The organism is Micromonospora sp. NPDC000668 (assembly GCF_042897975.1).
Lineage (GTDB): Bacteria > Actinomycetota > Actinomycetes > Mycobacteriales > Micromonosporaceae > Micromonospora.
Genome location: NZ_JBIAYP010000002.1, coordinates 538,601 through 551,745 on the forward strand (window position 1 = coordinate 538,601; position 13,145 = coordinate 551,745).

Genomic DNA, 13,145 nt, shown 5'->3' on the forward strand with positions numbered 1-13,145 from the left:
CCGCCGGGGGTGGCTCAGACCGTCGAGGCGGACTGAGGGCGGTCGTCGCGGACGTGCACCAGCATGTCGCCGGTCTCGATCACCGCGCCTGCCCGGTCGGCCAGGGTGACCACCTTGCCCCGGCGGACCAGGGCGATCACCAACGACTCCAGCTCGCGCGGTGAGCGACCCACCTCGTCCCGCTCCGCCGAGCGCATCGCCAGCGCCATTCCCTGACCCGGGGTGAGCAGGTCCTCCACCACGTCGATCAGCGGTGGCGCCGAGGTGGACAGGCCGAGCAGCCGACCGGCGGTGGCCGAGGAAACGATCACGTGGTGCGCGCCGCTCTGCTTGAGCAGCGGAGCGTTCTCCGCCTCTCGGGCCGCCGCGATGATCCGTACCTGCCCGGCGGTGACCTGGCGGACGGTCAGTGCCACCAACACCGAGGCATCGTCACTGTCGGTCGCGATGATCACGGCCTTCGCCGTCCGGACGTGCGCCTCCTCCAGCACGGACGACCGGGTCGCCGAGCCCTCGATGGCGACCAGCCCGGCGGAGGTGGCCTGCCGCAGGGCGGGGCCGCTGCGCTCCACCACCACGATCCTCGACCGGTCCAGACCGTTCTCCACCAGGGCGGAGACCGCGCTGCGGCCCTTGGTGCCGTAGCCGCAGATGATGACGTGGTCCTTCACGGTTCTCCTCCACCGCGACAGGCGACGGCCGGTCCGGTACTGCTCGGTCAGGACTTCCAGGGTGGTGCCGACCAGGATGATCAGGAAAAGCACCCGGGCCGGGGTGACGAAGAGGACGTTGACCAGCCGGGCCGACGGCGCGGCAGGAGTGATGTCACCGTAGCCCGTGGTGGAGAGCGAGACGACCGCGTAATAGAAGCAGTCGAGCAGGGTGAGGCCATCCTCGTTGACGTCGCGGTAGCCGTCCCGGTCCAGGTAGACCGCGGCGACCACTGAGAAGACCAGACCCAGGGCGGCGGCCAGTCGGAGGCTCAGCGCACTCAGCGGGCCCCGGCGCTGCGCGGGAAAATGGATCACCGTCGAACCTGCTCCACCACCGTCGCCTGCACGCCCACAACATAGCGGTTACGGCGCGGTCCGCACCCCCGGGTCTCCGACCGGGCAACCGATCACGGCGTCGGACCCGACTACCAGCCGACAGCGACGAACCGGTCGAGGCCGGCAGACGGAGGGGGCACGACCCTCGTGACGAGAAGCGGCGAACGCGGCGGCGGGGCCGACGACGAGTACACCGAGTACGTCCGGGCCCGGATGGTCCAGTGGCGACGGACCGCGTACCTGATGAGCGGGGACTGGGACCGGGGCGACGACATCCTGCAACGGGTCCTCACCGACCTGTATCGCACCTGGGCGCGAGCCCGCCGCGCCGACCACCTGGACGCCCTGGTGCGCACCATGCTGCTACGGCGACTGATCGACGAGCGACGCCTGCGCTGGTCCCGGGTACGGCTCGGGACCGCGTTGCCCGAACGGCCGACCGCCGCCGCCGACCCCACGGACCGGATCACCCTTGTCGGGGCGCTGCGCCGGGTCCCGCCCCGGCAGCGCGCCGTGCTGGTGCTGCGGTACTTCCAGGACCTCAGCGTCGAGGAGACCGCGCAGGCCATGGGCTGTTCGGCCGGCACCGTGAAGAGCCAGGCCGCCAAGGGTCTGGCCACCCTGCGCGCCCTGCTCACCCCCAGCCTCACCGGAAACTGAGAGGAGCGACGAGATGCTGGACGAACGCCAGATGGCCGACCTGATGCTCGCCGAGGTCGAATCGGCGGAAACACCCTCCCGGGTGCTCGACGTGGAAGGGGCGATGAGCACCGCGCGCCGTCAGCGTCGCGCGGCCCGCGGCACCGGCGCGGTGCTGCTCGCGGCGGCGCTGACCGTGGGCGCGCTGACCGTGCCCAACCTGCTGACCCCGGACCGTTCGCCGGCCACGATGTCGCCCGGCGACGCGGGGAAGGAGACAGCGACCGGCCTGCCGGCCGCGTTGACCACGGTCGACCCCGGGCGGGTGTACGTGCGGTTCGGCTGGCTGCCGGACGGGATCCGCGACCTCCAGTACCAGGCCGGGCTGCTGCTCGCCGGCCCCGGCGTGTACCTCGGCGCGACCAGCAGCCAAACCGGCGATCCGTGGCAGGGCGTCTCCGTCACGCTCTACCCGGCGGGGGTGGAGCCGCCGGCGCCGCAGCGGGACAGCGGGGAGCCGGCCACCGCGATCGGCACCAGCGACGGACCCGAGTTGAACGGCGCGGCCAGCAGCTTCGTCGCGTACAGCGGCGCGGAGCGGCCGGAGGCAATCCTGCGCTGGCGGTACGCCCCGGACGGCTGGGCACAGGCCCGGGTGGTCGGGGCCGGACCGGACGCGCGGGGCGCCGCGGCGCGGGTGGCTGAGTCGCTGCGGTTCGGCAACGACCCGGTCCCGATGCCGGCGACGGTGGCGGGCGTACCGGCCAACCTGCGGGTGATCACTGTCGAGGTGTTCGAGTCGCTGGAAGAACCTGCGTCCTGGTACGCCTCGACCACCTGGTCTCCGGAGCCGGCCACCGCCGAGCCCAGCTGGCAGCGGGCTCGCACGTTGACTGTGAGCGCCTCCCGATACCGCCACGTCACCGATCCCGCTGACAAGGCGTTCGTAGACCCGAACACCACGTTCGACGGGCATCCGGCGCGGTTCGGCGGGCAGGACGGCGACGAGTCGCTGACGGTCTACGACGTGAACGGGGCGACCGTGACGGTCGACGACCGCGCGCTGCTGCCCAGCGGCGGCACCCGGGCTCTGTTCCGCGCGGTCGCGCTGGTGCCGGAGCCGGCGGACTGGCACACCCACCTGCGCCGATGAGGCCCCGGGCCCGCGCCAAAGTGGCGGCGCGGGCCCGCGCGGGTCGGCCCGGACGGCCGGGAACGGGCATGATGGGGGTGTTCCCCGCACGACGACCGCGAAAGCGAGGCCCGCATGTCATTGCTGCGACGAGTGATCGGCGGGGTGCTGCGCCGGCTCCGCCAGCGCCAGGGCCGCACGCTCCGCGAGGTGGCCGCAGCGGCCGGGGTCTCCGTGCCCTACCTCTCCGAGGTCGAGCGGGGCCGCAAGGAAGCCTCGTCGGAGGTGCTTGCCGCGATCTGCCGGGCGCTCGGCATCCGCCTCTCCGACCTGCTCGAGGAGGCCCGCGACGACCTGCGCCAGGTCGAGCCGCGCATCCCGACCGCGCCACGGGCCGTGTTGACCCGGCTGGAGCGGGTCGAGGTGGCCCGACGCGACGCCGGCAACCACACCCTGCGAGTGGGCCCACGCACCGCCGGGCCGATTCTGCACCGGGCACCGGGGGCGGCCGGGCCGACACTGTGCGTCCGCCCGATGGCCTCCGCCGGTGGCTCGCGCCCCGGTCCGCGTACCGCCGCCCTGCTGGGCTGCGCGCGGGCCAGGGCGGGCGCGCGGCGGCTGACCGCCGCGTAGGTCGCGCCGGTTCTGCCATCGGCGGATCTGCCACTGGCAGAATCCCTGGTCCCGCCACCGCCGCCGCACGCACGCTGGAGGAGCCGGTCCACCGGGCGGTCCGCCGCCCGCCGGCACGGCGGAAGGCGGCGGCGAATGATCGGGTACGGCGTGCGAATGCTGGACGGCGGGCAGCCGTCCTTCGGTGACCAGGTCTTCGAGCGGCTGCTGCGCGAGCGGATCGTCTTCCTCGGCACCGAGGTGACCGAGGAATCGGCCAACCAGATCTGTGCGCAGATCCTGCTGCTCGCCGCCGAGGACGCCGATCGGGACATCTACCTCTACATCAACTCGCCGGGCGGCTCGGTGAGCGCGGGGATGGCGGTCTACGACACGATGCGCTACGTCCGCAACGACGTGGCCACGCTGGCGCTGGGGTTCGCCGGCTCGATGGGGCAGTTCCTGCTCTGCGCCGGCACGGCCGGCAAGCGGTACGCGCTGCCACACTCGCGGATCATGATGCACCAGCCCTCCGGCGGAATGGGCGGCACCGCCTCGGACATCACCATCCAGGCCGAGAACATGCTGCACGTGAAGCGGACCATGCAGGAGCTGATCGCCCAGCACAGTGGACGGACGCTGGACGAGATCCAGCGGGACTGGGACCGGGACCGCTGGTTCACCGCCGAGCAGGCCCGCGAGTACGGCCTGATCGACCAGGTGCTCACCCGAGCCGAGCAGCTACCGGCGGTCTGACCCGCGGTGGCGGCCGGCGATGGTCCCGCCGGCCGCCACCGCGGCACGGCGCACGACGTCCTCCGACGAGTCCAGCGGCGACCCGTGCCGACGCCGGACGCGGCCCCCTCGATCCGCGTCCGACCAGGCACGGGCCTGTGGTGCTGGCCATCGATACGTCGGAGCCTATTCCCAGCGGTGGGAATACGGGCGGCCCGCGAGTCGCAGCGCATTTCCATGGATTCTCGTTACAGCGTCACGCAGGTGCCATGCTCGCGGAAATGGGGTAGCGGTCGCCCGTTAGGGTCACCTCTATGCGTCGACTGATCCCTGCCATTTCGATCGCCCTCGCCGTCGCCCTCATGGCTGGCTGCGGCACCGACTCCGGCGACACCGCGCAGAACACCTCACCCGCCCCCGCAACGTCCGCGGCCGACCCGGTCGCAGCCATCCAGCAGGCGATGGACCGCAGTCTCTCCGGCCCGGTCACCATGGACGCCGCTGTGAAGGCCGGCGGCCAGTCCATCACTCTCAGCGGAAAGATGGACCCTGCCACCAAGACGATCCAGGTCACCGGTAACGCCCCGGAGCCGATCGAGGCCCGGCTGATCGGCGACACCGCCTACATCAAGTCCGAGTCGGGCGAAGGCAAGAAGCCGTGGATGAAGGTCGACCTCACCAAGCTCCGGCCCACCAGCGCGCTGCGCCAGTCCTTCGACCTCAAGTCGCAGACCGGCATCATCGGCGGCATCGTAACCGCCGAGTCGACTGGCGCTGGCACCTACAAGGGCACCGCTGACCTGGAGAAGGCGGCCGCCGCCGCCAGCACGGATGGCGGAATGCGCGAGGGCATCGAGTCGTCCGCCAAACTGGCGAAGGACCCCAAGGCGATCCCGTTCGAAGCGACCGTCGACGGCGAGGGCCGGCTCACCGCACTGTCCTACACCGTCGCCACGAAGACCCTGGGTGATCTCGTCACCGACATGAAGATGAGCGACTTCGGCAAGTCTGTCTCGGTGTCGGCGCCGCCCGCCGGCGAGGTCGAGGAAGCGTCCGAGGAGATGTACAAGTTCCTCTGACCGGGCCGGCACGTCTGGCTCACCGCGCTCAACAGGCCTGATTGTGGTAGCGAAAGGGAGCGCCGTCGGATCTCACCGACGGCGCTCCCTCAGGTCACCAGGCCAGCACGGTAGGCGTAGACCACCGCCTGCACGCGGTCGCGCAGGTCGAGCTTGGTGAGGATGCGTGACACGTACGTCTTGACGGTCTCCTGGCTGATCACCAGGGTCGCGGCGATCTCGCCGTTGGACAGGCCGTTGGCGATGAGACGCAACACCTCCAGTTCGCGCGGGGTCAGCCCAACGTCGTCCGGCGTGCCCTCGGCGGGACGGATCCGCGCCGCGTACCTGCCCACGAGTTGCCGGGTCACCTCGGGCGCCAGCAGCGCGGCACCGGTCGCGACGGTGCGGATACCGTGCAGCAACTGGGCCGGAGGGGCATCCTTGAGCAGGAACCCGCTTGCTCCCGCGCGCAGCGCCTCGTACACGTACTCATCGAGGTTGAACGTCGTCACCACGAGCACCTTGACGGGTTGAGCCACTCCGGCACCGGCCAGCAGGCGGGTTGCCTTGATGCCGTCGAGTACCGGCATCCGTACGTCCATCACGACCACGTCCGGATGCAGCCGGCCGGCGAGGTCGACCGCAGCGCGCCCGTCCCCGCACTCGCCCACCACCTCGAGGTCGGGCTGAGCATCGATGATGGTCGCGAAGCCGGTACGGATCAGCGCCTGGTCGTCGCAGACCAGCACCCGGATCGGCGCCGTCATGACGGGCTCCCGGTAGGAATCCGGGCCTGCACGACGAAGCCGCCGTCCGCCCGCCGTCCTGCGCTGAACTCGCCACCGAGCACGCCGACCCGTTCGCTGAGCCCCGCGAGGCCGCGTCCGCTCCCGCCGGGGGCCCCGGCGTACGAGCCCGAGCCTTCGGTGCTGACCTCCACAGTGGTCTCCCTCTCGCCATGGTGCACGTGAACAGTGGTGCGGCTGCCGTGGGCGTACTTGAGGGCGTTTGTCAGCGCCTCCTGCACGACTCGGTAGGCCGCTACCTCGGCACCGCCGGTCGTGCCCGCCGGGCTGCCCTCCTCGGTGAACTCCACCGGCTGCCCGGCCTGCCGGGTCTGCTCCACGAGGGCGTGGAGCTCGCCGACGGACGGCGTACGAGGATCGATGCTGTGGTCGGGGTTGAGCAGGTCGAGCAGATGGCGCAGGTCGGTGATGGCCCGCCGGCCGGTGTCGGTGATGGCGGTCAGGGCCGTGTCGAGGCGTTCGGGGGCGGCGGTCAGGTAGCGCGCAGCCTCGGCCTGCACGACCATCGCCGTCACGTGGTGGGTCACGATGTCGTGGAGTTCGCTGGCGATCCGGGTGCGTTCGGCGGCGCGGGCGGTCAGGGCGACGTCGCGACGGCGTTCGGCCTCGACGGCCCGGGACTGCCGCAGCCAGGCTCCGATGCCCCACGCCAGGGCCGCCGCCAGGTAGAACGTGACGAACCCGGTCACGCCTTCGGTCGACCCGTGCCGGTCGAGAGCGACGGCCAGCGCCACGTACGCGGCGGAGGCCAGGACCATGGTGGTGCGCCGACGACGTTCCAGGTGGGCCCCCGCGCTCAGCAGCGCGATGGCCAGCGCGGAGCCCGCGACCGTGTGATAGCCGCGGAGCTGGTCGATCGCGAAGCCGACCGACACCAGGGCGAGGCAGAGGGCCGGCCAGCGCCGGCGGACGGCGAGCGGGAGGCACTCCAGGGCGAGCACCACGACGGTCAGCGCGTCGAAGGGACGCCCCGGCAGGTCGCCGAGCTGCGTACCGTGGTTTTGTAGCGCCGGCACCACCGACGCGAGGGCGAGCAGCAGCGCCAACGGGAGATCCCGGACCGTGACGTCCCACCGCCGCCACGAGTCCGGGACCATCCGAAGGCCGACCATCAGGAGACCGTAGCGGTCGCCGGCTGGACGCCGACCGCGCGACGGTGACGCGGGACGAGGTGACCGCGGCGGTGGGCCAGCCACATGAACACCAGGGTCAGCGCCACACCCGCCGCCACCGTGTAGAGGCTTCCCTCCGGCCCGAAGTCGCCGCCGGTGAGCAGGGTCGGGCCCGACATCGTGGCGTCCAGCAGGCCCTCGGACTGGCCGTTGCCGGAGACCACGACGCTGAAGATGCCGCCGGCGGCGAAGTTCCAGCCGAAGTGCAGGCCGATCGGCACCCACAGGTTGCGGGTGGCGGCGTAGCAGGCGGCGAGCATGAACCCGGCCTCGACCGCGATGGCGATCGCGCCCCACAGGCTGGCGTCCGGGTTGAGCAGGTGCATCAGGCCGAACACCACGCCGGTCAGCAACAGCGCGATCCAGGTGCCCATGCGTTCCTCGACGACTCGGAACAGGACGCCGCGGAAGATCAGCTCCTCGGTCGTGGCGGCGGCGGCCATGAACCCGAGCAGCGCCACCGCGCCTGTCACCGAGCCCAGGCCGTTGACGTGGTAGTCGCCGACGAAGGCGATGTTGACGATCACTGCCGCGAACATCCCGAACCCGATCAGCACCCCTCGGGTGATCCGAGCGCCGGCTCCGGCCCGAGCCACCTCCGTGACCGCGCGGCGTTCGGTACGCCGTACCACCCACGCGTAGACGAGGATCGCGGCCACCGCCGTCAACACACCCAGGGCCAGGGTGAGCCAGGCGTTCCCCTCCACCGCGGCGATGGCCTGGCTGCCGATGAAGGTGACCGCCACAACGGCCACAAGCTGCTTCAACAAACGCATGACGACTCCTTCAACGGGGTCCGCGGCTGAAGCGCAGCGGCCACGTCAAACGCTATGGAGTCGCCGGTCAGGAATCGTCACCGTGCGGTGGACACTTGCGGGTAGCTCGCACGGGGGACAAGCACCTGCGCACGAGGCCGTCGGGCGGGCCTTGCTGAAGGTCGGGGAACCTGACCGAATGAACAAACGACGCGTATGCCGGACTTGAGGAACGACCTGCCGGTGCCGCTGGCCAACCGACAGGGATGCCCTAAACGCCTGCGCTTGGCGGATGGCCCGGGGATGGCCGAGCCGCCACCTGAGCGGCGGTCATCCCCTCGCGAACGGCAACTGCTGTCGTTTCCAGCTCGACGCGCTCCCTGCGCCGCCAGTCCGCGTCGATACGGAATGTGTCACCGGCGAAGCGCGGGAACACGTGCAGGTGCACATGGAAGATCTCCTGGAATGCAGCTTTTCCGTCGGCGAGGAACATGTTTACCCCCTCGCACCGCAGTGTGGAACGGCGGAGCGCTCTGGCGAGCCGATGCGCCTGCGTCCACATCCGTCCACCAACATCCTCGGGCAGGTCTTCCAAGCCGACGGCGTGCAGGCGTGGCACGACGAGCAGATGCCCTGGGGTCACGGGGTGCAGGTCCATGAATGCGATGATCTCGTCATCCTGATGGACAAGGCTTGCTTCCAATTCACCGCGCACGATGGCGCAGAAGAGGCAGTCCTCTGGCTGGGCGAGCTCGTTTCCAGGCAAGTTCATGCACTAAACGTAATCATCAGAATCTATATTGCAACCGGATTCCCGAGCGACGATGATGCAGCCAGCCGCCGCCTGCCTGCCTGCCTGCCACCCTCGGGGCCGGAGATCCCCGCCGGAGGCACGCTCAAGGGTGTGACATGGTGCCCCCGGCAGGATTCGAACCTGCGACACACGGTTTAGGAAACCGATGCTCTATCCCCTGAGCTACGGGGGCGCGAGTGGTCAGTGTAACGACCTGCGGGTCGACCCGCGTTGGCAGGTACTGACCCACGTTGACCTGCGTCGACCCGGCGAACCGCCCCGACCGATGACCACACGCCGATCACATCGGACGGCCTGTGACCATGATCGTTAGCCCCGAATGACCTGAAATAGCACTGGTGAACCCAGGGTGACTTCCGCTGGAGAGCACACGGCGTACACAGCAGCAAGATCAATGAGGGCCTATCGGCGGACCCTCACGTCGCACCCCACGCCTGATCACCCCGCTCATGGAGACCTCGCCACCGAGACGATCGTGGTCAGGGTGCGTTAAAGCGGTGCGCCCGGGACGACCGTAGCGATTCGGGCGGAGCATCCCGGCAGGGCTATCATTCCACTTTCGCGAAGCGCCGCGATCCGCCAGTGAGCCGGGCGGGGGTCGACAATTTCCACACCTGTCGATGTCGAGGACACGCGTGCTCGCCGACGCTGGCGGCCAACTGCTCCTGGGGCTGCCCGTTCGCAGCGGCGGGCCCGGCTGGAGCGGCGTCTCGCCCACGCACCGCCCCAGTTCACTCTGACGCCGCAACCAGCGGGCATGCGGTGTGGGTCTACAGGGCTTGCGCGGAGGCGACGGTCGCGTCGAGTTGAGTGAGCAGGGCGGTGGCGTAGTGCCCCATTGCGGCTTCGACCTCGGCGGGTTGGCGAAGCGCGCGGGCGTGGAACAGCTCGCTTTACGCAGGCCAGCGACCATCAGAGCGGTGGAAGCGGGCGAGCCACCACAAGGTCCGAGAGCAAGGACGGATCCCTGCTCTCGGACTACGACCTACCGCGCATCTTAGGTCAGCAACGGATCTATCGCCCATCGGGCTTGGAAATCGTTGGAAAGGCTAAATCGATAGGTCGTCCAAATTAGTAGCGGCGCGCCAAGTGCTGGCCTTGGCCGCCGACAATAATTCGGCTACCCCTATGCGGGCTTCCAACCAGACGTGCGGCCTCCGCGCCAAACAATTTCAAAGCTAACGATACGATTGCTCGTAGACGCGGTGCCCACACCGCAACCACCTGATGCACCGTTCAAGTCCGCGATGTCAGTGATGGCCCCGCTAGCCACTTTCATTCGCCCGTAGACCCCAACACTGTCATGCTTCGCGTCGCATACGGACGGCCGGGGGCCAGACGAGGAACGCGGAAGTCGCGGGGATACGGCACCTCTGCGCCACCTGCCTAGGGTCAGTCGAAGACTTGGTTGACCGTGACTCGGATGCGGCCGGGGGTGCTGTCGACGATGAGCCACCAGTGGTCGTCGTAGGGCACCTCCAGGACCACGGGGGTGATGTCGTAGAAGCCGCCGAGAACTCGTACTCGTCGCCGTCGACGTACGCCTGGTACTCGTCGTCGTCCCAGAGGCAGACCCTGGCGGCGCGAATCGCGCCAGCACAGATTGACTCATGATGGATTTCCCGTGGTAGGTGGATCTGAAGACGGAGAGATCAGGTCACGACGCGGCGGCGATGAAGTAGCCGGACTGGTCGACGATGACGTGGGACCTACCCCCGCTGTTGTGAAAGAGGTCGACGCCGGAGCCCACGGCGACCACCGCGGCGTTCGACGCCGTCTCACCGGCGACGAAGTTGACGTTCGAGGCGGTGGGTCGCGGCCCACCGCCCGGGTAGAGGGTGAGCACGCCCGGCGTGGTCGGCGCGGTGACAGTCACGTTGCCCAGCAGCGCGGCGGGGGCAGGGCAGGCCGGGTTGCAGACGACATCGCTGCGGAACGGCGCGAACCGGACAGTCTCCCGAGGGGCGAGAGGAGCCGGAGTACGACCGGACAGACCTGTGCCGTAGCGGGAGTCGACGATCCGCTTCGACGTGATCGGGACGAACGTCTGGGTCGCGTCCGGGCTGAACCAACCGGCCAGATCCGCGATGACGTGGGTGGTACCGGAGCTGTTGTTGAAGATGCTGACCCGACCGTTCACCACCGGCATGGTGACCAGGTTGGGGATGGTCTGCCCCGCCACGAAGTTGAGGCTGGACGCGGTAGGTGCCGCCGAGCCGTACGGGTGGATGGTGAGCACACCGCTGGTGGTCGGGGCGGTGACCGTCACGGAGAGCACGGCGGCCGTCGCGGTGGCGGGCAGCCGGTTGGTGAGGTCGAGGGCTCGGGTGCCCTTGGCGGAGATCGGGGTTCCAACGCCCTCCCGGGTGTCGAGGACCCGCGTCGGCGGCGCCGACGCGAAGCCGGAACCCGTCGCGGCGTAGACGCCTTGAAGGTCGGCGATCAGGTGGACGGTGCCCGAGCCGGCGTTGCGGAACATGATCGACCCGTTGCGGACGGGTACGGTGACCTGGTTCGGCACGGTCTCCCCGGCCACGAAGTTGACGCTGGACGCCTCGCTCCAGTCACCGGATGGGAAGACGCTGATAAAGCCGGCGGACGTCGGCTGGGTCACCGTCACGTTGAGCACGACCGCGCTGATGTCCGCGGCCGGAACACCGCCGAGGGCGCCGATCGGCAGCTCGATCGCTCCGGAGCCCGCCACCGGCCGGGACGCGGGCACACCGATCGGTGCTCGCGTGTCCAGCAACCGGGTCGGTGCCACCGGCACGTAACGCGCGCCGACCTGGGTGCAGACCGGCTGTTCGTAAGACCTGTGCATCCGGAAATCGGTCTGGGATGCCTGCACCTGCACGCAGGCGTTACCCGCCCGCCGCAGCGTGTACTCCGCCGCGGCGGAGGTGCTCACCCGCCAGAATTTCTCGCCGTCGAGGAGAAAGGCGTACTGGGTCCGCACCCTCTCGACGGGCCAGGCGGAGTGCACACCCGACCGCGCGACCACGTCGAACGGGCCTCCGCCGACCTTGCGCTCGACGCGGAGCGGGTCCTGGGTGACCGGCCCCTGAGCCTCCACTGCTCCCCGGTCACGGTATCCGCTGCCGGTGCCGGTGTTCGCGACGGCTGGATCGTCGGCGAATGACCCATCGAGCATGTCGGTGTCCAGGACACCGGGGGCATTCGCATCAGCCGAGTCCCGTGCCGGCGAACCGTCCCTGGTCTCCAGGTAGATCCGGTGCATTCCGCCAGCCCAGACGATCTTCGGATCGGCCGAGAGGTCGTGGGTGCCCTGCCCCGTCGCCGCGACAAACGAGACGAGGGTCGGGTGTTCGGTGCCCGCCCAGGTGTAGGGCGCCCCGCCGCTGGTCGGGTCGAACAGGTTGTAGTCGGTGCTGGTTCCCGCCGCCGACGCGGCGGACAACCGGATGCCGACGGCGTCCGCCGGAGTTTTGCAGACATGGCGCTGGCGGGTCGTGACGACGACGTTGTTGCGAATCGAGGCACCCGACGAGCTGCCGGCCAGATCGATGCCACGGCGGCAGTCGACGTGGAACGTGTTGCCCGTGAGGGTGAGGCCGGGCGCGTCCGCCGCGACCAGGCCGGACCCGTCAAGCTGGGTGGCGGTGACCGTTGTGTCGGTGACGCCCGGATCGATGGCCACGGACGCGCCGATCGGGTTGTAGATGTAGCTTCGGCTCAGGGTCACCCGGTTCGACGTGCCGCTGATCCGCACTCCGCTGGGGCCGTAGCTGCCGGTCTGGACGGTGAGCTTGTCGAGGCGGACCCGCTCGGAATCCCGCACCGTGACGGCGTCGGCATATCCGACCCCGAAGAGGACTAGACCCTCCACTGTCACGTCATGCACACCGGTAAGGTCAAGAATGGACTGGCTGCTTGCACCGGCCGTGGCGGCCACGCCAAACGCACCGACCCGCGCCATCAGGTAGTTGACGTTCACCGCACGGAAGGTGATGGGCGCGGACTCGGTGCCGGACCGGGTGAACCGGACCTTCTCGTGGTAATCCCCCTCATGCACCAGGACCGTCTGGCCTGGGCCGGCCACTGCGGCCGCCTCCGAGATGGTGCAGAACGGCCTTTGGACGCTGCCGTCGCCAATGCCCTGACACCAGGATTCGCTGACGTGCAGCTCATCACCGGCCGTGGCCGCCGGTGCGGCCGGCGCGGTACCGGCTGCGGCCGGTACCGCCGGCCCAGCCAGAGCCGCCCCGCCGATCAGTGGTACGACCGCGAACCACGCCCAGCGTCGGATGTTCATAAAGCGCCCCCGCAAGAAAGATGATCGAATTCGGCGTAGTCGCCTAACGGCCTCCGCGACACAGCGGCCACGCCCCGACGAGGAGCGTGGCCGCCGT

11 protein-coding genes and 1 tRNA gene are annotated in these 13,145 nt (G+C 69.8%); 5 read left to right on the top strand and 7 right to left on the bottom strand.

Features of this window, described 5'->3' with window-relative positions:
* Window positions 1-14 precede the first annotated feature (14 nt).
* On the bottom strand, window positions 15-1,028 hold the full coding sequence (locus ACFY29_RS11995; protein ID WP_328423151.1) for a potassium channel family protein: 1,014 nt from the start codon (window positions 1,026-1,028) through the stop codon (window positions 15-17).
* A 168-nt stretch (window positions 1,029-1,196) separates the two neighbouring features.
* Here ACFY29_RS11995 and ACFY29_RS12000 point away from each other — a divergent pair, with 168 nt between their 5' ends.
* The 5 genes from ACFY29_RS12000 (at window position 1,197) to ACFY29_RS12020 (ending at window position 5,246) form a co-directional block, all read left to right on the top strand.
* The gene (locus ACFY29_RS12000; protein WP_386985369.1) at window positions 1,197-1,709 is read left to right on the top strand and encodes a SigE family RNA polymerase sigma factor; all 513 of its coding nucleotides are present in this window, start codon (window positions 1,197-1,199) and stop codon (window positions 1,707-1,709) included.
* Between the two features lie 13 nt (window positions 1,710-1,722).
* The gene (locus ACFY29_RS12005; protein ID WP_386985371.1) at window positions 1,723-2,841 is read left to right on the top strand and encodes a hypothetical protein; all 1,119 of its coding nucleotides are present in this window, start codon (window positions 1,723-1,725) and stop codon (window positions 2,839-2,841) included.
* 114 nt (window positions 2,842-2,955) lie between these two features.
* Entirely contained in the window at window positions 2,956-3,453 is a 498-nt protein-coding gene (locus ACFY29_RS12010) for a helix-turn-helix domain-containing protein (protein ID WP_328423147.1), read from the top strand.
* Window positions 3,454-3,588: 135 nt separating this feature from the next.
* Window positions 3,589-4,188 (top strand): ATP-dependent Clp protease proteolytic subunit, encoded by a 600-nt coding sequence (locus tag ACFY29_RS12015; protein WP_328423145.1) that lies wholly within the window; start codon window positions 3,589-3,591, stop codon window positions 4,186-4,188.
* A gap of 293 nt (window positions 4,189-4,481) precedes the next feature.
* Window positions 4,482-5,246: a hypothetical protein gene (locus tag ACFY29_RS12020; RefSeq protein ID WP_386985373.1), complete on the top strand. Its 765-nt coding sequence runs from the start codon at window positions 4,482-4,484 to the stop codon at window positions 5,244-5,246.
* An 89-nt stretch (window positions 5,247-5,335) separates the two neighbouring features.
* Here ACFY29_RS12020 and ACFY29_RS12025 read toward each other — a convergent pair whose 3' ends face one another.
* The 6 genes from ACFY29_RS12025 to ACFY29_RS12050 all read right to left on the bottom strand — a co-directional run bounded on the left by ACFY29_RS12025 (window position 5,336) and on the right by ACFY29_RS12050 (window position 13,048).
* Window positions 5,336-5,995, bottom strand: coding sequence for a response regulator (locus ACFY29_RS12025; protein ID WP_386985374.1), 660 nt, complete (start codon window positions 5,993-5,995; stop codon window positions 5,336-5,338).
* The gene (locus ACFY29_RS12030; RefSeq protein WP_386985377.1) at window positions 5,992-7,146 is read right to left on the bottom strand and encodes a sensor histidine kinase; all 1,155 of its coding nucleotides are present in this window, start codon (window positions 7,144-7,146) and stop codon (window positions 5,992-5,994) included. The genes ACFY29_RS12025 and ACFY29_RS12030 overlap by 4 nt, the downstream gene beginning before the upstream one ends.
* Window positions 7,146-7,982, bottom strand: coding sequence for a CPBP family intramembrane glutamic endopeptidase (locus tag ACFY29_RS12035; RefSeq protein ID WP_386985379.1), 837 nt, complete (start codon window positions 7,980-7,982; stop codon window positions 7,146-7,148). Before ACFY29_RS12035 ends, ACFY29_RS12030 begins: the two co-directional genes overlap by 1 nt.
* Window positions 7,983-8,232: 250 nt before the next feature.
* Complete coding sequence (locus ACFY29_RS12040; protein WP_386985381.1) at window positions 8,233-8,733, bottom strand: HIT family protein; 501 nt, start codon at window positions 8,731-8,733, stop codon at window positions 8,233-8,235.
* A gap of 138 nt (window positions 8,734-8,871) precedes the next feature.
* Window positions 8,872-8,947, bottom strand: a tRNA-Arg gene (locus ACFY29_RS12045).
* Window positions 8,948-10,432: 1,485 nt separating this feature from the next.
* On the bottom strand, window positions 10,433-13,048 hold the full coding sequence (locus ACFY29_RS12050; protein ID WP_386985383.1) for a right-handed parallel beta-helix repeat-containing protein: 2,616 nt from the start codon (window positions 13,046-13,048) through the stop codon (window positions 10,433-10,435).
* Window positions 13,049-13,145: the final 97 nt, after the last annotated feature.